Source organism: Caballeronia sp. GAFFF2 (assembly GCF_023631485.1).
Taxonomy (GTDB): Bacteria; Pseudomonadota; Gammaproteobacteria; order Burkholderiales; family Burkholderiaceae; genus Caballeronia.
Genome location: NZ_JALQDA010000015.1, coordinates 149,200 through 167,435, shown reverse-complemented (window position 1 = coordinate 167,435; position 18,236 = coordinate 149,200). Strand labels below are relative to the sequence as shown.

The following is an 18,236-nucleotide window of genomic DNA, read 5'->3' as shown; positions in this document are numbered from 1 at the left end:
GTGGCCTGCGAAACCGAATGTATACTACGATGATGCAAAAATTGGATCTCTCCCGCTTCTTCACTTTTGATTCAGACACGGGGGTGTGGGCGCGCCGTGGATACGCGCAATTCGACTACACGGACGGCGCTGCGCAGGAACAGTACATTCTCGAGGCATTGAAAGCCACGCGCGACCTGAGCGCATTGTCGACGGAACTCGTCTCGCGCATGGTCGACTGGCCGTCGACTTATCACCTGAGTCCTCGCCGCGGCAACCTTTTACGACCTTTTGCGTCCTGGTTCGCGGGCAAGCGAGTGCTTGAGATCGGCTGCGGCTGCGGCGCCGTCACGCGCTTTCTCGGCGAGGCCGGCGCCGACGTCATCTCGGTCGAAGGTAGCATGATGCGCGCAACCATAGCCCGCGAACGATGCCGTGATCTCGATAACGTTGAGGTCATCTGCGCGACGAGCGATCAAGTGGACGAACTGGACAAGTTCGATGCGGTGCTGCTGATCGGTGTGCTGGAGTACGCGCGCAAATTCCTGGGGCCGCGCGGCACGGAGCGTCTCCTCGAAGGCTGCAGGGCGCAACTTGCGGGTGACGGCCTTTTGTTTGTGGCAATCGAGAATCAGCTGGGCCTCAAGTACTTTGCCGGAGCTGGAGAAGACCACGTCGGGATTCCGATGTTCGGCATCGAGGAGCGATATGAGAAGGAGGGCGTCACTACCTTTGGGAAACGCGAACTGAGCACGTTTATCGAAAAGGCGGGCTTTCCGCTGCAGCAATGGTGGTACCCCTTTCCGGATTATAAGCTCCCGCTCTGCGTACTTGGCGAGGCGGCCGTCACAGGGGGGCTCGCAGCCGACTTCGGCCCTATCATTTCACGTGCTTCGGCGGCCGACCCCCAGCGGCCGGCCGATCATGTATTCGCGCTCGAACGAGCGTGGCAGCCGGTGTATCGAAACGGCATGGCTGGCGAACTGTCGAATTCGTTTCTCGTTCTCGCGTCGAAAGTAGAGCCGCAAGCTGTCGCGTCTGATGCGGTAGCCTTCCAGTACGCGGTGGACCGGCTCGCGGCGTACACGCGGGCGTCAGAGTTCTACCAGAGCTCAGACGGCACGCTCGGAGTCCGTTATTCGGCAATCCATCCGACCGCGATCACAGACGAATCGGTGCAAAAAGTCGAGATCGCCGAATTGCCGTTTTATATGGGCAGGCATTGGCAGCATCGCCTGAATCAGATCGTCGCCACACCGGGATGGACAGCGGACCAACTGGTCGAGTGGTATGGGACGTGGGCGCACGCGGTACTCTTGCTTGCCGGCGTCGAGTCTAATCCAGGGTTCGATGTGCTTACCACTCAAATCGATGCGCGCTTTCTTGGAGCACTGCCGCGCAATCTCATCGTGGCAGACGACGGTTCGACTCATTTTTTTGGACTCGAATGGAAGTTTGGCGATTCGTGCGACCTCGGCTTTCTGCTGTTCCGTGGCTTATTTTGCGCGTTTGCCGAGATTCGGTCGGTTGCCGTACCGGTCGCCGGAACAAGCACGCGGTTCGCTGCTCTGTTCAAGCGCGTGCTGGAACCGTTGCACGCGAATACGGCTTCGCTCGACCTCGATCGTTATGTGCGGAAGGAGCGCGAGTTCGAATTGCGCACACGCGGGCATTCTGAGATCGATCTCGAAGGCGCAGCCACCGCTGAACTCGCCGTCGTCCCGTCAACGTCCGAAAACTATGGGCTTCTTAAGAATCAGGTTGCTCATCTCGGAGCGGTATGCGCCGCGCGCGAAGCGCAATTGGAGCAACTTCGATCGGACATTGCGAGAAGGCAGGCGCAAACGCGTGCGACAGCTTCTACCGCCGAAGACGGACGGGGGCGCGAAGACCTGCAACGCGTACAGAATGAACTGAATGCATTGCGCATGCAGCATGAAGCGCTACTCAACACGAAGTGGCATCTGATTCGTGCCGCATTGCTGGAGCGGCCTCATTCGGCGAAGCAGTTGGCACGAGTTGCAAGCCTGATCGCTTCGCTACTGATTCCCGGTACGCGCCGATAAGCCGGAAGCCATTTCATCATCAGGACAAGGGTACATCCGGTTCCGTCGCGAACGCGGAAGTTATCGAGCAGAACGAAGTTAGGGCGCACACTTTCGAACCATCGCAATCAAGGCTTCGAAAGTCGATGCCAATGGACCAACAAATGGCAAGGCAAGACATCAAACTCAGCGAGCGGTATCACAGGGATTCCGACAGTGGGGTCTGGTTTCGCTTCGGTGCGGCGACGGGCGATGACGATTCAGCTGGCGGCCGCGTAACCGCCAAACTTTTCGCCGCCACCGATCTGAGTCTTTTCTCCGAAGAGTTGCGAGGGTCATGGACCGATCTCGAAATGGAGTACGCGCTGAGCCCGGTACGAGCAAACGCATTGCGTCCATTCGAAGCGTTCCTCCAAGCAGACGTACTAGAGATAGGCGCGCAATACGGCGTGGCGTCGCGCTATCTTGCCGAATCCGGCGCACGAGTCATTGCGCTTGAACCGGTACCGATGCGCGCCAGCGCCGCTGCGCGGCGGCTTAGCGATCTTCCTTTTGCTCAGGTCGTGTGCGAATCACTGCGCGGCCTCGAAACTGAGGCGCGCTTCGACGTTGTCACCATCTTGAATGCGGCAGAAAGCGCCGACGAATGGTCCGACGGCGGTGGCGGCATGCGCGCGATGTTGCGCAAGGCGGCGTCGCTTCTGCGGCCAGACGGTTTGCTTATTCTGGCATGCGAGAATCGTTTCGGACTGCGGTGGCTTGCTTCGGCTAAGGAACCGGGACGTGACGCGCAGCTTTTCACTGGTTTGGCCAAAACCGAGACATACGACAATGCGGATATTTTCTCGAAAACTAGCGTGCTCGCAGCCTTGCGTGAGCTAGATTTCGTCAAGACCGAAGTCGCGGCGGCTTTTCCTGATCACAAGCTTACCCGTTCGCTGCTCACGCCGACCGGGCTAAGCGCGAATAGCGGGTTTGAAGGTTCCGTGCTCGCCGCGCAGTCGGCCTCGCGCGACCCCAGCTTGCCGCCGGAGCTTCACTTCGGGATCGAGCCGGCCTGGCGCGCCGCTGGCCGCGACCGATTAATTGCGGACCTCGCTAATTCCTTTGTCTATGCGGCACGCTGGAATCCTCTCGTGCCGTGCTTTTCCGCGGAAGATCTCGCCTATCACTATTCTACGGACCGGCGCGCCGCATTTTGTAAAGCCACGAGTTTCACGCGTAAGGATGGCATTCGCGTCGAACGTCGAAAGGTAGGCACCGCCTTGCCGGACTTGAACGACAGCGAGTTTCTCTTCGTGCTCGAAGACGAAGCATTTCTTACTGGCCGATCGTTCGACGTAGATTTCGAAGTCATCGTCTCCACGCCTGGTTGGAATGTTGCGACGCTGGCAGACTTTTTCCGGCGTTATATCGAGTTGCTGTTGACTGAGTCGAATGCACGCTCGTGTCATGTCGAGTCGCCTGTGCACGAATCGACTCTGCTTGCGGGAGCGCTTCTGGATTTCATTCCGAGCAACATTTGTATCCCGGAAGCAGCAGAAGCTTCAGCACAAAACTATGCTCCGTATGATCTGGAGTGGCGGTCCAAAGCCCCGCTACCGCTGGGTTACATGGTCTTTCGCGCGCTGCTGAATCTCTCAGGCTTTGTCTCACGCTATGCGATGCCTGCCACTCCCGGTTTGCTGAATCGGCGCACCTTGTTTGCGGAGGTGTATCGCGAGCTCGGGCTGACATTCACGGCTGACACATGCGCCGATTACTGGCAACGCGAGTCGAACTTCCTCGCCTTTGCCACCGGCAATCCACAGTCCGTTTCGGCGCAGGAATGGTTCGAATCGAATCTGCCGACGGGCTCGCCGGGTCATGCTGTCGACCATGCGCAAATAAAAGCCGAAGCCGACGAAAGGGCTGTTCTTGAGGCCGCGTTTGCGCAACGGGTGGAAGATCTCGCGGCGCTGTGTAACGAATTGGATGTCGAGCGTAATGAACTTCGTTCGAACCTTGCGATCAGCCAATCACGCGCTGACCGTTCTCTTGACGATCTGGCGGAGACGCAGGAGCGTCTCGAGCAGGTTTCTTTACGCGTACGACGCGTGCAGCGCGAGTTCGGTATCCTGAGCGACCAGTATGGCCGCCAATCCGAGCAGATCGCGGCGTTGGAGCGATCATTAAAGGAGGCGAATGCCATGACTGAGACCGGTTTGCGGCGCATCGCCGTTCTGTCCGAGGGACTTCGTTATTTTGCTGACCGGCCTAAAGCGGGAGGCCTGATGGAACGGGCAACACAAAAGATCCTGCGCTTGATTCGGCGTCGCCGAGGAGTCGGCTGAACCAGCCGATGGTCGGTGCTCCGACTGGAATCACCAAGCAGCACTCCAAGACAAGTCGTCTGTTAAACGTGTATGTGCACAATTAAACAATGAAAAGCGTGATCAACCTTTTTCGGCGTCGCCAGGCGAACCCGGCAGATACGTTCTCCAGCAGCAGTCGTCTGGCGACGCCATTGACCGCCGCAGCGGAAGGCGACGAAGAATTCGACGAGCCAGGCCTCGTGATCGGGCAAGATAAACTCGACGAAGCGGCGCAGCCTTTTGACGAAGAGTTCTACCTGCGGACGTATCCGGACGTCTCGACCAGCGGCGTGGACCCTTACGTTCATTACGTTATGTACGGGCGAGCCGAAGGCCGGCTTGGCGAGGCGCCGCGGCCGCAGCCAGACACTGAAGGACAGGTGAAGCTTTTGTTCGACCCCGTGTTCTATGCAGAAGTGAATGTCGACGTCGCTGAAAGCGGCGTCGATCTGCATGAGCACTTCGTCAAGTATGGCCGTGCCGAGGGGCGCCTCGGACAGCCACCCGTCCCGGATATTCAGTGGCGCGAGCCGCGCCGCGAAGGTTTCGAAATGCGCGAGACCGTGCTCGTCGTATCGCACGAAGCTTCGCGTAGCGGTGCCCCGATTCTCGCGTGGAACATCTGCCTCGAGTTGCGCACAAAGTTCAACGTGGCGGGGCTTCTACTCGGACCAGGTCCGCTCAAAGAAAATTTTGCGGAAGCATGCGATGCGCTAGTCGGCCCGCTACCTCCATCGAACCGGCATCCGGTGGTGCTGCGCTACTTTATCCAAGCATTGTGCGAACAGCTATCGATCAAATTCGCGATTGTCAATAGTATTGAGTCGCGCTTCGTACTGAAGCCGCTTGCCGAGATTTTTTGTCCCTCAGTTTTTCTGGTTCACGAGTATTACGCGTACTCCAAGCCTCACAACGAATTCGACGCAGCCTTGCAATGGGCCACGCGCACGGTGTTTTCGGCGAAGGTCGTGCAGGTGAACGCGCTGAACGGCACGACGCACGGGGCAATTGCGCAGAGCATGATTCTGCCGCAGGGGAAGTCGCTCATTCCTGCCGGCGCCGAATCGGGTAAAGGAAAGGCGGGGCAAGATGCTGGGTCGATCGACGACTTCTTACAGGCGCTAGGCATCACTGAGCATGCGAAGCCGTTTATCGTGCTCGGCGCTGGCACACTGCATTTCCGCAAGGGTGTGGATCTTTTTATTGCCAGTGCTGTGGAGGTACGCCGCCGGTTGCCTGATGCAGACATCCGTTTTGTGTGGATAGGTCGGGATCCCACTATCGACCCTAATTACACCGGTTGCCTCGAGCAGCAGATACGCGATGCGGGCAAGAATAGCCCATTTATTCTGTTAGACGAAGTGTCGTATCTCGAAGAGGTCTACCGTTACGCCGACTTGTTCTATCTCCCGTCGCGCATGGACCCGCTGCCGAACGTCTGTATCGATGCGATGACCGTAGGTCTGCCCGTCATCTGCTTCGAGGGAGGCACTGGCATTGCCGAAATCCTGGCTCAAGACCCGCTCTTGAGGACGTGTGCAGTGACGTTCTCGAATATTTCAGATGCTGCCGCGAAGGTGATCGAGATATTTAATTCGCAGCCACTGCGTGAGGCTTTGTCCAGCCGGGTTCGGGAAATTGCGGCAAAGGTTTTCCAGATGAACGCGTATGTTGAGCAACTGGTTGAGCTAGCCAACGAGGCCAGCGATATCAGCATGCAAGAGCGGGCCGACGTTCTGACGCTCGGATTGTCGCAGGATTTCGACGAGCGATATTCGGTCTCGCCCGTGGCGCATGTGGGGCAGACTCGTGATGGTGCGATCCGCGAATTCGTGCGTTCGTCGGTGAGTCAAGTGATCAATTATCGTAAGCCAGTTCCCGGCTTCGATGCGCCGTCCTACCGACTCGCGCAGGACCTCGCCGACTTGCCGATAAACGAGTTTGCGCACTACGTGCGCGCGGGCCGTCCGGTGGGGCCATGGCTTGGTGATGTAATCGACTTTTCACAGGCCGCTGCGGAGTTCGAAGAAAATAGCAGATCGCTCAATGATACCAATGCGTTGCGATGCGCTGTACATATTCATGCTCACTATTCGGACTTGCTCGACGGCATTTTGGATCGCCTAAGACTCAACGAGATTCGCTTCGACCTATTCATCAGCACGCCGTCGATCGAGTCTGCAAGAGAAGTCGACGAACGAATCTCCGGTTTTGATCGCGGTGCGGTAACGGTACGAACTGTGCCTAATCGAGGTCGGGACATCGGTCCGATGTTCACGGAGTTTGCGAGCGAACTGCAGACCTACGACCTCATCGGCCATTTGCATACCAAAAAAAGCGTGCACGTGTCGAACCCGGCGTTTGTCAAGGCTTGGGTGGCTTTTTTGCTCGAGAATCTTGCAGGCGGCACGTATCGAACAGCAGATATCATCGCGTCGCATTTCGCGCGCGATCCATCGCTAGGACTCGTTTATGCAGATGACCCCCACGCAGTGGGCTGGGGGCTGAACTGGCCGTTTGCCGAAGTTCTCGCGCGGAAGACAGGCGTGCCTTCGTTACCTCGCACGCTGCTGAGCTTTCCGGTGGGTACAATGTTTTGGGCGCGGCCCAGGGCGCTGCAACCGCTTTTCGATATCGGGCTTGAGTGGACTGATTACCCGCGAGAGCCCTTGCCCATTGACGGATCGATCCTGCACGCAATCGAGCGTATCTTGCCTACGATTACAAAGTATCAGGGTTATCGCTACGCTTCGACCTTTATTCCTGGCGTATCGAGATAGACGGAGAACACCATGCAACGAGGGGTTTGGGCAGATACCGTTCCTGAACCGCTCATTACGCTTTCTTCGTTTTTTTAATCGCCGTGCGCAGTCGACTTGCGTAGTCTTGCCCATCACGCCAAAACCATGAATAGTCGCAAATGAAAAAGTATTCCGTCCGAACCATGATCTGGACTGCACCTGTGCTATTTTTCGTGTTGACGACGATAGTCGGCGCTTACAGGTGGTTTTCCCCTGTGCCCTTTTGGGACATGTGGGATGGATATGTCACTTTCAACTTAAATGCTGAATCGACAGGAATTTCGGCTTTCCTTCAACAGGCAAACGAGCATCGCATCATTCTCTCGAAGATTCTATTTTGGGTGGACTGGACGATATTCGGAGGATTTAACGCATTCCTCATTGTGGTCAACCTGCTTTTGCTGGCGATGTTGTGGAGTGCCCTAGTCCATATTGCCTACTCTTTAATGGGAGCCTCGCGTAGTTTGGCCTTCTACTGCTCAGTCCTTATAGGGATCCTGTGCTTCTCTTGGCTTCAGGCTGAGAACATCACATGGGGCTATCAAAGTCAGTTTTTTCTAGCTTATTTGGTACCGCTGCTCGCTCTTATCGCCATGGCTCAGTGGTTGAAACATCCACGGAAAGAGTGGTGCTTCTGGTTGTCCGTTCTTCTAGGTGAAGCCTCAACCATCACTATGGCCAACGGATTGCTGGCACCGTTTTTGTTAATCGCCATGCTCCCAATAAGCGGGCAATCGACCAAAAAGCGAATGATCGCGCTGGTTGCGATCACTGCAATCACGTTGACGTTATGGCAACACAATTATATTCCGAAGCCACATCCTCACGCTTCGGCAACACAAATCGCTCACTTCGTCCTAATGTTCTTAGGAGCACCGTCGATGTGGATCTTCCACAGCGAACCGCTGGCACTCGTACTGGGTGTTTCGGTCATCGCAAGCGGTGTTTTTTTCGTCATGGCGTGGTTTTCAGGTAAAAGCCGGGAACCACTGTTTCTCGCTTTGATCCTGTTCTTGGCTTATATAGGTGCTGCGAGCGTTGGCGCGGCGATGGGGCGAGGCTTTGCAGGCGCAGGTGCAGCACTTGCCGGTCGTTACGAGACGCCTGCATTGCTTGCGTTCGCCTCGATTATAATGTCATTCGCTCATCTTTACCGCGACAGCGAAGCGATGGCTGGCGGCATGCGAACGCTTTGCGTGACTACTTCGGTAATGTTGTTCGGCTTTCAGTTAACGACTTTGAATATCTCCAGTGAAGCGCAGCGTTGGAATCGGATGCAGGCAGCGCTGGCTTTGACTGTGGGCGCGACGGATAAGGAGATGATCAGTACGGTGTATCCGGAAGACGAGCAGTGGCGTATTGATCGCGTCCGAAGTATCGCTGAACGAACAATCAAGGTTAAGAAGTCTGTGTTTGGCCGTGAGCCATTACAAAGTATCCGGAACGGGCTTGGCAAGTCGCCGGAGTCGATGGGGTTGAAAACTTGTCAGGGGTCATTGGATGTTATCACCCCGCTAGACGGCGACGCCCGCCACTTCCGGGTACAAGGATGGGCAATCAACGCTGCCACGAAAAAGGTGCCACGCGTGGTTTACTTCGTGTCCGACGACGTCATCACCGGCGCGGCGCTTACCGGTGCAAGCCGGCCGGACGTGGAAAACGCGATTGGCCGCGATGCCGCGTTGTCGGGCTTTCAAGGTTATATTGGACAGCCGCGAAAGGACGGCGTGTCACTTGCCTGTTCGGCGTAACCTGTATCGAAATTCGCGCGCCGGCAAGTAACGTACCGCGGTCGTACGGTGAACTACAAACGTCTTTCGAAGGTTAGACGCTCAAGTCAGCGGCCTCACCGTACGAGATGGCTTCGATCTGTATTTCAGCGGCGACTGACCCGTTGCAACGGACAGAACTTACGCTCCAGATACGCATAGGCGCTCAGATCTTTCGCTCGGCCTTGAGCAAATCCAGTCCAGCCCCCATTCATCCCTACAGCGCCTACCTGTGCTTCGACATCAGTCCGTTTCTGTCCGGTGACCCCATAGCCGACCGTCTGACCGGCAGCGTCAGTTAGCACGATCAGGGCAGAAGAACGTCGCCAGTTGGGTTTTCGTTGCACTATCCACCCGGTGGCGACGGTCCCGCTGCCATCGGGCGACGTAGTATCTATGTATCCCATGCACAAAGTGGTATCAACTTGCGCAGAATTGAATTTTACGGTGCCTGCATCGTGCAGCCACCCGCTGCCCCATGGACCTATCGAAGTCGTCGCGGCATACGCGCTATTCAAAAGGTAATTGTCGTGCATATGCATCGGGTAGATCATTCCATCGTACGATGGGTGGTCTAGGCCGATCTTCTGTCCAAGGACCGCAAGCTTCCAGTCATAAAGGTAAGCATTATCGCGTCCGACTTTGAGCTGCACACCAGCCAAGAAGGTTAGCACGAGCAGCGCAATTATTCCGGTTTTTGTTCTTGCGCTGCGTGTCTTGACCAAATCGAAAAACAATAACATGACCGTGATGTAGCCAATGAGCACGGGAGTTGTATATCGACTTGCGGACGCGCCGATTAGGCCCAGCATCCAACGACTATTCGCGGCGCCCATCGCGCCAGCTACCGTCATTCCAAACGTTGCAATGAGGAAGGACCGGTAAGGTGTAACTGCCCGCGCGAGATACAGGTATGCAGTCGTGACCGAACCCACCACCACAAACATGATTCCGACGCTCGCGCTGAAGAAAAGATTTTCCCAGACGTAATACGCGGGACTGCCCAGAAACATGAAGAAGAACTTCACTCGGGCGAAACTTATCTGAGCCACTACAGGATCAATCTCCAATTGGGGCTTGATGTAGTTGTGAAAATATATTGTTGCGACTGCAGCACCAACAATAGCGGTAATGGTAGATTCGCGCCACGGGCGACGTTGGATAAGTCCCTGAATCGCCATAACGAAGAATGCGACTAGCCCATTGCCCATACTCGCCGTGGCGAGAATTCCGAACGCGACAGCGAGGCAAACACGCAGTGCGCGCTTATCAAGTTTCGAAAACTCAGCGAAAGCGAGAAGTGAGAACAGGTAGATGGCCGGCACCTGAACCTGAAACCCCCAAGTCAAATTTTCTTTTTGGCACCATAGGAGGAGAAAGCCTACGATCAGCGAGCCAATCATCAAACGCGGGTAGTGTTGCGCGCGTCCGCGCGTGTATTCGTTCCAGAAGATGCGCGCAATGCCGAATAACAAGGCATAGACAACGGCGATATCGAATATGTTCCAGCCGCCGAACAGAAGAATGTCCAGAAGAAAAACGGCTCTCGGCAGTATGAGCCTGTGCTCCATATGCTGAGCCCAGAAGATGCTGTACTGTCCTTGCTCGATTCTACGGAACAAGCCGACATAGTCGTCCCACTGGTCCCAAAAAGGAATTGGCGAATAATAGTGATATCCGCCGTAGACCGAGGTCAGGACGATGATGATCGCAAGAAAAGCGGCCCACAAAGGCAGCAGACGCGGCATTAGACTCCTTAGCTGTTTCTAATGTGCAGCGGACTAGTCATCGATATGTTGATGCCCTGCTGGACTGTTGCAAGTTCGCTTTTCCCTCGCAGTTGGTCCGTTTCCACCGACCGGATGAAAAGCGACGGGGCTCATTAACGAAAACTAAAGCGCTTGTGCCCCAAATAGCTAGTGAAAACCGGAACGACCACACCGATCAGATGAGCTATATCTCTATCGTGCCAATGCAAACCAATTGAAGGGAAGAAATAGTAGGCGAGCGCCACGCTGACTCCCCAAGTTTGTAGTACCGCTACAAAATTCACCAGCACGAAGAAAAAAACCGACCGTCCTGTCGATTGCGAACTGCTCGTAAATACAAAAAGTTTTGCAAGGATGAACGCCGTAATCATTCCGGTAACATAAGCCACCACGATTGCGGCTGAATAGGGCATCCAGATGTTGTACACAATGCGGCTGCCCCAGTTGACAGCAGCCGCAAAGCCACCTGTCAGTAGGAATATAAGAAATTCGCGCGAAAAAAACGCCTTCGTCACCAAGGTATGGGTGCGCGTCATAGCATTCTGGCCATTTGACGCGACAGATCGATACTCTCCGAGATTCCGCGGTCTTCGGGATAGTAGTACGACGTGTCTGCGACGAGCAGTCCTTCAACCGGTAGCTGGATAGGAGGCAGTCGGTCTAGATAGCCTGGCTCGCAAATAGGCTGTGCAAAGCGATATCGGCTTGCTCGAACCTCTATGAAATCATCCGCCTGCAGCGCCGGGTTGATCTTCATCAGATAACGTTTCACCTTGTCGATGAACGCCGAGTCCGGCTCCTGATATTTCGGATGCTCTCCCGGTACATAGAACGGAACATATACAATATGCTGGTCTAGTGGCCGCAGATTCGTGTACTCGACAATCCCGGGAATATCCATTTCCGGGTCGTTCGTGTTGAGCCAGAAGTTCTCAGTGACAGCCCTCTTTAGTTTCGCGATCACGCATACCACCGCAACATTCTTCTTGCTTTCGAAGGCATCAAGAATTGCCGGCGGTAGATCAGGCATGATTCTAGAAACATACGGAAGCGGAATGGTGCTAATAACCTTATCGAACGGGTGGAACGCGCCGCCGGCTTCGATGCCTGTGACTTTGCCACCTTCGATTACGACTTTTTGTACGGGCGTGGCAAGCCGGAACTCGCCGCCGTTGGCTTCGATATAGCGACGCATGCCCTTAAGCAGCGTGTCCGAGCCGCCTTCGAGAAAGCCGAGCTTTTCATGAAAGAGATTGTAGCGCGAGCGCCCTATGCGCCGGATACGGCTCCAAATCCACGCAGCCGAAAGATTGTACGCGTGGTCATAAAACTTGTAGTCGAAGAGTCTTCGCCACAAAACTTCCCAAGCCTCTTCCCCAATCCAGCGGCGAATCCAGCTAGTCGCCTCCACGTTGTCAAGCGATTTCCAGTCGTTGCGTTTGGTGCAAAGGAATGCATGGAGTCCATAGCGAAACTTCGCTGTGAAACTTAGTCCCTTGAACTTCAGCAAGGCGATCGGGTTGCCCCAAGCCTGCACACGATTCTGATAGAAATAGCCCATCTTCGTCTCGCGCCATTTCATCTTGTCCTGCAGACCGAGTTCGTCCAGGACCTTAAGGAAAGCATGGTCTGAGATCGCATGAAAATGGTAGTAACGTTCGATCGACAAACCGCCGAAGTCGAAGCATGCAGCCATACCGCCGACGCGATCGTCCGCTTCGAAGATGACCGGCCTGCGGCCATCCTTCACCAGTTGGTAGGCGGCGCCGAGGCCCATTGGTCCCGCGCCCAATACTGCAATTCGCTCGTCGTTCATGTTCTGCAAGTTCAAAATTTGAGTGCGATGTGGCTATACACGGGATCGTTAAAGGTCTCGTCCATTGCGATGGCAAACGGCGTCGGACGAATCTTGAAGATGTCCGGCCAGTCGATCACTTCGAACTGATCGCCAGCCGTGAGAGCCTTCAATTGATCTGCCGTGAAGGGCGGGTTTTTGTCGAACAGCGCCCAGAGTTTGAGCAAAACCGCAAAGAGTCTATAGGGAATCTTCACAATCGCGCAGCGCGCTCGGGTCGCACGTTTGATCTGCCGAATGATGTCGATGTAGTCGACCTCTTCGAGGCCCGAAATGTTGTAAGCGGCGCCCTTTATGCGCGACTCGATGCAACTGATGATCACATTGCAGAAATCGCCGACGTACAGCGGTTGCCGCATGTACTTGCCGCTTCCCGGAATGGGAAACACGGGCACGCGATGCATGAAGCGCGACAACCACCCCAGATGTTTGCGGTCGAACCATCCGAACATGAGCGTGGGACGCAGCACCACGCAGTCGATGCCGGACGCAAGCACGGTTTCTTCCTGTTTGCGCTTGGTATCGGTATAGAAGTCCTTGGCAACGGAATTCACCACGGACGAGCTGATGTGCACGGTGTAAGGCACCTTGTAGCGGTCGATAGCCTCCAGCACGTGACGCGTAGAAGTAATGTTGTTGCGAATGAAAGGCTCGAGCGTCGGCGCGCCAATCTGCGCTTGCAGCATGACCACGACTTCAGCCCCTTCGAAATGCTTCTCCCACTCGCCCGGTTCCGCAAGATCCGCGTAGATTGCCAAGACATCCGGATGAGTCTGGCGCAATACTTCGAGGTTTTCCCGGAACTTGTCGAGCACGACGAGATTGTTGTATCCCTGAGCCTTGAGACGCGCGACGAGATTCTGGCCCACGAGGCCAGCGCCACCAGGGAGAAGGATGCGGGTTTGCTTCATGCGTTTGCTCGATTAGTAAAACTTGAAAAGTCGCGGCCTTGCCGATCGAACTCGCCATTCTAACGCGAGCGAGTAACGCTCCTTGACGGGCGCTGATCCTCGAACGGGCTGCCTCGAGTCAGCGGCGGCCGGCACTGCCAGACCCGTCACAGCGACACCCGCTTGAACAAAAACTGCGGCACGTTCCTGATGATCGCCATGATCCCCCACCAGAACCACGGCGTATAAATCACGTTCTTCTTCGCGTCGATACCCCGGACGATATCCTTGGCGACCTTGTCCGGCGTAGCGACGAGCGGGCCCGGCAGCGGCAGACCCGCAGTCATCGGCGTGGCGACGAAGCCCGGCTTGATGGTCAAGACAGACACGCCCGCCTTGAAGAGACGCGCGCGTAATCCTTCGAGGAACGCGGAAAGCGCGGCCTTGGCGCTGCCGTATAGATAATTCGATGGGCGCCCGCGATCGCCTGCCACCGATGAAATGACTGCGAGTGCACCGTGCCTCTGACCCTCGAGCACATTAGCGAGCGGCGTGAGCAACGCGATCAGCGACACCGCATTGGTGTTGAACTCACGCACCGCGACTGCGGCATCGGTTTCGCAGGCCTTCTGATCGGGCAGCGTGCCCGGCGCAACCAGCACGATATCGAGCGAGACAAGCTCAGCGACGCACTGCGTGAGCATCGCGGCATGCGCATCGAGGTCGTCGATATCTAGCCGGTAACACGACACAAGCTGTGCGCCGCGCGCAGTGAGGTCCGCAGCCACTTGTTCAAGCCGTTCGCCGTTTCGGGCGACAAGAAAAAGGCGCGCGCCCTTGGCCGCCCACTCGCGTGCGCAAGCAATGGCAATGGCGGACGTCGCGCCGATGATGACAATCTTCTTCATGATTTGGTGACTCGCTCCCAGAAGCGCGACAGCATAACCGGATCGCGCAGCGCTTCCAGTTCTTCCCATCGTGGATACGCTGCTCGAAAATCCGCGCCTGGCATGTGCGCATCCTTCGCGGGATAGATGCGGCCGCCAGCTTCGCGCAAGATCCGGTCAAGTGTGGCAAAGAGTCGCTCGTTACGCGCGTCGTGTTGCGGAAAGTCGAGCGCAAGCGAAGCGCCGGGAATTGGAAACGAAAGCACTCCGGGGGAGACGACGTCGCCGCAGCGTTTGAGCACCGCGAGAAACGATCCCGTCCCGCTTGCCGAAATGGCCTGCAGAATCGCGCGAATCGCGTCGCGCGACTGCTCGGTTGGCACGACGCACTGATATTGCTGAAACCCGGCTCGGCCGTAAATGCGGTTCCACTGAAGCAGGCTGTCGAGCGGATAGAAATAGCCGTCGTAGCCGACGCGCGACCAGACGCGGTCGCCGCGCTGACGACGAAAATAAAGTTCGTTGAAGGCGCGCAGCGTCAGGCCGTTGATCGGCGCGAAGGGCGGCGTGATCGGCACCGTGTGCTTCTTGCGGCGATCGACCTCGAGCACGCCGTGCATCGAATGATCGCCGACCATGAAAATGCCGCGCCCGAGCGCGCTGCCGGTCGACAGACAGTCAATCCACGCGACGCTATATTCGTGCTTCGCATCGAGTTCCTCGGAAAGCGTGAAGAATTCGTCGAGATTGGCGAAGCGAATGCTCGTCACATCGATAAGACTGGAGCGGATTGGCATCAGGCGAATTTCCGCCCACGTGATGACGCCCGTCAGCCCTAGCCCGCCGATAGTCGCTTCGAATAGCGTGGCGTTGGACAAGGGCGAGCATTCCTTCGCCGTGCCGTCGCTGCGTAAAAGCGAGAAAGCGTTCACATGCCGGCCGAACGTGCCGCGTACATGGTGATTTTTACCGTGCACGTCGTTGGCGATCGCTCCGCCCAAGGTCGCGTACTTCGTGCCGGGCGTGACCGACAGCATCCAGCCACGCGGAATGGCGATCTCGAGAATCTGTTCGAGCGTAATACCTGCCTCAGCGCGCAACGTGCCGGTTTCCCAATTGGCCGCAATTACGCGGTCGAGCGGCAGCATATGCACGACTTGTCCTGATACAGCCAGGCAACTGTCGCCATAACTGCGCCCGTTGCCAAAAGCGAGCGTGCTCCCCGTTGCAGCGGCTTCTTGCAGCACGCGCGCGGTCATGTCGCGCCAGGCGACGGAATGCGACTCTTGCGGAGCTTTTGGATAACGACCCCAGGACAGGAGTTCTGCCATAGGTCAGATGGCCAGCCAGAAGATCAGGCCACACAGCGCAACGACCGCGTTGCTCGTGCGGTCCTTGGCAGCGAACACGATCGGGTCGTCGTTCATGCCGCCGCGATGCGCGATGATCCAGGTACGGCTGATCCAATAAAGCAGAAGCGGGCAAGCGAGCCAGATGATCTGCGGATGTCGATAGAGCGCCATGGTCCCGCGATCTTGTATGTAGAGCGCGAGCACGAGCACTGCGAGGTATCCCGATGACGTGCCGAGCGACGCGATTAGTGGAAGATCGCTCGCGACGTAGCCCCGGCCACGCGTCTTCACGAGCCCGCGTTCGCGCATGGAATGCAGCTCGGCATAACGCTTGACGAGCGCGAGGCTGAGAAAAATGAACATCGAGAAGGCAAGTAGCCAAAAGGTGAGCTGCGCGCCGATCGCCGCAGTGCCGGCGACGATACGCATGGTGTAGAGGACAGCTAGCACGACAACATCGACCATCACGCGGCGCTTCAGCACGATCGAATAGGCAAGCGTCAGCACATAGTAACCCGCCAAGACCGCGGAGAAGCGCCAGGGCAGCAAAGCGAAGGCCATCGCAAATCCGACAAAAAGCAGCACGGGCGTGAGCGCGAGGCCGGACATTAGCGGCATGGCGCCCGAGGCGAGCGGACGCTTCCTCTTCACTGGATGATGCCGGTCGTCTTCAAGATCCAGCAGATCGTTGAGCAGATAGACGCTTGACGCGCACATGCCAAAAGTAATAAACGCGATCAGCGCGACTAGTACGCGATGTGGATCATTCGCGAAATGTCCTGCGAGTAGCGGCAGGAAGATCAGCATGTTCTTGAGCCACTGATGCAGGCGCAGCGATTTCGCCCAAACCCTCAGGCGCGGCGCGCGGTTCTGGAACACGCGCTCCACGTTGCCTTGCTTGTATGCTGCGCGCTCGACGCCGGGCAGCGGATTGACCACATAAGCGCGGTCCGCCGCTTTCCAGACGGGCACGTCGTCATGCGAATTGCCGACGTAATCAAAGCCCTTCTCGCCGTAGGCAGCGACAAGCGCATCGCGCTTCTTGGCCGCAGAGAGGTTCACTTGTTCGTTGGTCGCAAAAACCCGATCGAAGATTCCGAGATGCTCTGCGATGCCCGCAGCGAAGCGCTCGTGACTCGCTGTAGCGAGCACGATCGGCCGGCCGGCGGCGCGCGCTTCTTTGAGCCAAGAAACTATTTGCATATCGTAGGGGAGGACCTTCACGTCTACGTGGGCTTCGTTTGCAAGACGTGATTTAAGCGCTGGCTTCCCACCACTCGACAGCCAGGCAACCGGTTCGTAGAAGCGGTGCGGAGCGGCCTTCAAAAACGCGAAACCGCTTTCGACGAGCAAGTCTGAACGAATTAGCGTGCCGTCAAGATCAACAACAATCGGTTTATCGCGCATTCAAATCGATTTTGAGTCCAACAATATGGAGAAAAGCCGTTGTTGCTTGCAGCAAAACAGGCCAAGGGTGCCTTTGACATGTCACGCGGGTGCTACTCTACTTTTGGGCATGAGAAAAGACAAACTGAATCGGTTGACATCCCCAAGTTGAGATCTCGCAAAAGTTGTTCTTCATAATGTGAGTCCCGCGTGCCGCCGGACATTGATCGCAGAAATCAGCTCAAGCTTAGATCACATGGTTCAATGTTCCCGTGCCACCGTTCAGTGGGACGCCGCTTTTGCCCACACGAAGTCGGAGTCATCCGGCAAACCGGCGCCTGCAGTTCGAATCGGTGCACTGGCCGTATCATACAAGACTAACCCACGCAGCGGCCGCTCAGCTTGGTTGGCACGACGCAGGCGCCTTTCCGATGGTTGTTTAACCCAAGACGGACGCCATGCAAACTTAACCGGGCACCTTCGACCACGCGACGCTTTCCGGCGTGTTGCGAGGGGTTTCCAGGCTTAGTCAGGCAACAATGAAGCTTAATGAAAGGCTCACGGACTGGTCGACTTAGCGCTGCACGAGCTTTCTCTAATAGCGCACGTCGAAAGAAACGGCCGAAAGACGTACAAAAATAGTGAGCTTTGCGGGCGCTTTGACTAGAAAAGACCCGCATCATCCTATTACCTATCCGCGTCATTGACGCATCGACCTGAGTGCCCAGCGCTCTATTTCTATCTTAGCGTCCGTCCGATGCAACTTTTTCCCTCCGCAGTGACCCTGCCATAACGCCACGTGATGCCTGTTGTAGACTGAGTTCGCTCAGAACCGCATCGGCACTGGCGGATCGAGCGATAGGCAGTACCGCATCGTCTGAGAACAACTTCGCACGGACAGTGCGAACGTCACCTATGCCTTTCGTCAAAGGCGACTCTCGCCAAGCTTGACTCGCGCGGTTCCAAATCGAGGCGATCGTGATGAACAAGCTCGCAAGACGGGAAATCATTTGCACCGTGTGTGCAGATTTCTATATCCCATTCTGTCGGCTCGCGCTGCCGATACAAAAAAGCGCAAAAGGAATTGCTTGGCTCGACGGGCTTACGCCCGCGGTCAAGTAGCCATGCATCGGTTTGTCCCGGCGCATG

11 protein-coding genes are annotated in these 18,236 nt (G+C 56.4%); 4 read left to right on the top strand and 7 right to left on the bottom strand.

Annotation, left to right across the window (positions count from 1 at the left end):
- Window positions 1-29: 29 nt before the first annotated feature.
- From NCT04_RS11360 to NCT04_RS11345, 4 genes are all read left to right on the top strand, one after another.
- Entirely contained in the window at window positions 30-2,045 is a 2,016-nt protein-coding gene (locus tag NCT04_RS11360) for a class I SAM-dependent methyltransferase (RefSeq protein WP_250465450.1), read from the top strand.
- A 143-nt stretch (window positions 2,046-2,188) separates the two neighbouring features.
- A complete protein-coding gene (locus NCT04_RS11355) occupies window positions 2,189-4,357 on the top strand; it encodes a class I SAM-dependent methyltransferase (protein ID WP_250465448.1) in 2,169 nt (722 codons plus the stop codon).
- Between the two features lie 89 nt (window positions 4,358-4,446).
- Complete coding sequence (locus NCT04_RS11350) at window positions 4,447-7,158, top strand: rhamnan synthesis F family protein (protein WP_250465446.1); 2,712 nt, start codon at window positions 4,447-4,449, stop codon at window positions 7,156-7,158.
- 140 nt (window positions 7,159-7,298) lie between these two features.
- Window positions 7,299-8,930 (top strand): hypothetical protein, encoded by a 1,632-nt coding sequence (locus NCT04_RS11345; protein ID WP_250465445.1) that lies wholly within the window; start codon window positions 7,299-7,301, stop codon window positions 8,928-8,930.
- A gap of 125 nt (window positions 8,931-9,055) precedes the next feature.
- On the opposite strand, the gene NCT04_RS11340 is transcribed toward NCT04_RS11345, so the two are convergent.
- The 7 genes from NCT04_RS11340 to NCT04_RS11310 form a co-directional block, all read right to left on the bottom strand.
- Window positions 9,056-10,696, bottom strand: coding sequence for a hypothetical protein (locus NCT04_RS11340; RefSeq protein ID WP_250465444.1), 1,641 nt, complete (start codon window positions 10,694-10,696; stop codon window positions 9,056-9,058).
- 134 nt (window positions 10,697-10,830) lie between these two features.
- Window positions 10,831-11,253, bottom strand: a complete 423-nt coding sequence (locus tag NCT04_RS11335) for a GtrA family protein (RefSeq protein WP_250465441.1) — start codon at window positions 11,251-11,253, stop codon at window positions 10,831-10,833.
- On the bottom strand, window positions 11,250-12,533 hold the full coding sequence (locus NCT04_RS11330) for an NAD(P)/FAD-dependent oxidoreductase (protein WP_250465439.1): 1,284 nt from the start codon (window positions 12,531-12,533) through the stop codon (window positions 11,250-11,252). Before NCT04_RS11330 ends, NCT04_RS11335 begins: the two co-directional genes overlap by 4 nt.
- 11 nt (window positions 12,534-12,544) lie before the next feature.
- Window positions 12,545-13,483 (bottom strand): NAD-dependent epimerase/dehydratase family protein, encoded by a 939-nt coding sequence (locus NCT04_RS11325; RefSeq protein ID WP_250465437.1) that lies wholly within the window; start codon window positions 13,481-13,483, stop codon window positions 12,545-12,547.
- Between the two features lie 146 nt (window positions 13,484-13,629).
- Window positions 13,630-14,370: an SDR family oxidoreductase gene (locus NCT04_RS11320; protein WP_250465436.1), complete on the bottom strand. Its 741-nt coding sequence runs from the start codon at window positions 14,368-14,370 to the stop codon at window positions 13,630-13,632.
- Window positions 14,367-15,680 carry an FAD-binding protein gene (locus NCT04_RS11315; protein WP_250465434.1) on the bottom strand — a complete coding sequence of 438 codons (1,314 nt, stop codon included), beginning with the start codon at window positions 15,678-15,680 and terminating at the stop codon, window positions 14,367-14,369. The genes NCT04_RS11320 and NCT04_RS11315 overlap by 4 nt, the downstream gene beginning before the upstream one ends.
- A gap of 3 nt (window positions 15,681-15,683) precedes the next feature.
- A complete protein-coding gene (locus tag NCT04_RS11310) occupies window positions 15,684-17,108 on the bottom strand; it encodes a UbiA family prenyltransferase (RefSeq protein ID WP_250465432.1) in 1,425 nt (474 codons plus the stop codon).
- Window positions 17,109-18,236: the final 1,128 nt, after the last annotated feature.